General features: G+C 71.4%; 1 protein-coding gene. It reads left to right on the top strand.

Going from position 1 to position 595, the window contains the following annotated elements:
• On the top strand, positions 1–595 hold a 595-nt coding region (locus J7528_RS23980), incomplete at both ends, for a substrate-binding domain-containing protein (protein ID WP_291879871.1).

Here is a 595-nt window from a genome sequence, read left to right as displayed (position 1 = left end):
GCCCAACACCGTGGCGCGGGTCCTGCGCTCCCAGTCGGCTCCGGCGGTCGGCATCCTGATGGGCGACCCCAGTGGCGGCTACCAGACCCGTATCCACCACGCCCTGATGGTCGCCTGCCTGCAGAACGGCCGTCACCTGTCGGCCGAGCTGGTCGAGGGCGACATGGCCGGCTGGCAGGACCGCATCCGCGCCTTCGTCACCGAAGGCGGCGTGCGCGAGATGGTGCTGCTGCCGCCCGAATGCGATTTCGCGCCGCTGAAGGCCCTGCTGCGCGAGCACGGGGTGCGCTGCGTGCTGATCTCGCCGACCAGCCCCGATTCCCAGTCGCCCAGCATCGTGATGGACGACCGCGCCGCCGCCCGCGAGGTGGTCGAGCACCTGTTCAGCCTGGGCCACGAGCGCATCGGCCATATCGCCGGCCACCCGGACCACGCCGCCAGCACTTTGCGCCGCAACGGCTTCAACGAGGCCTATGCCGCCGCCGGCAAGCCACGCCCCGATCCGGCCCTGATCGTCCAGGGCGACTTCAGCTTCAAGGGCGGCCTGGCCGGCGCCCAAGCCCTGCTGGACATGGACGATCCCCCGACCGCCATC

Origin of the sequence: Caulobacter sp. (assembly GCF_017744445.1) — a bacterium.
Classification (GTDB): domain Bacteria; phylum Pseudomonadota; class Alphaproteobacteria; order Caulobacterales; family Caulobacteraceae; genus Caulobacter.
This window is presented reverse-complemented; position numbering and strand designations above follow the sequence as displayed.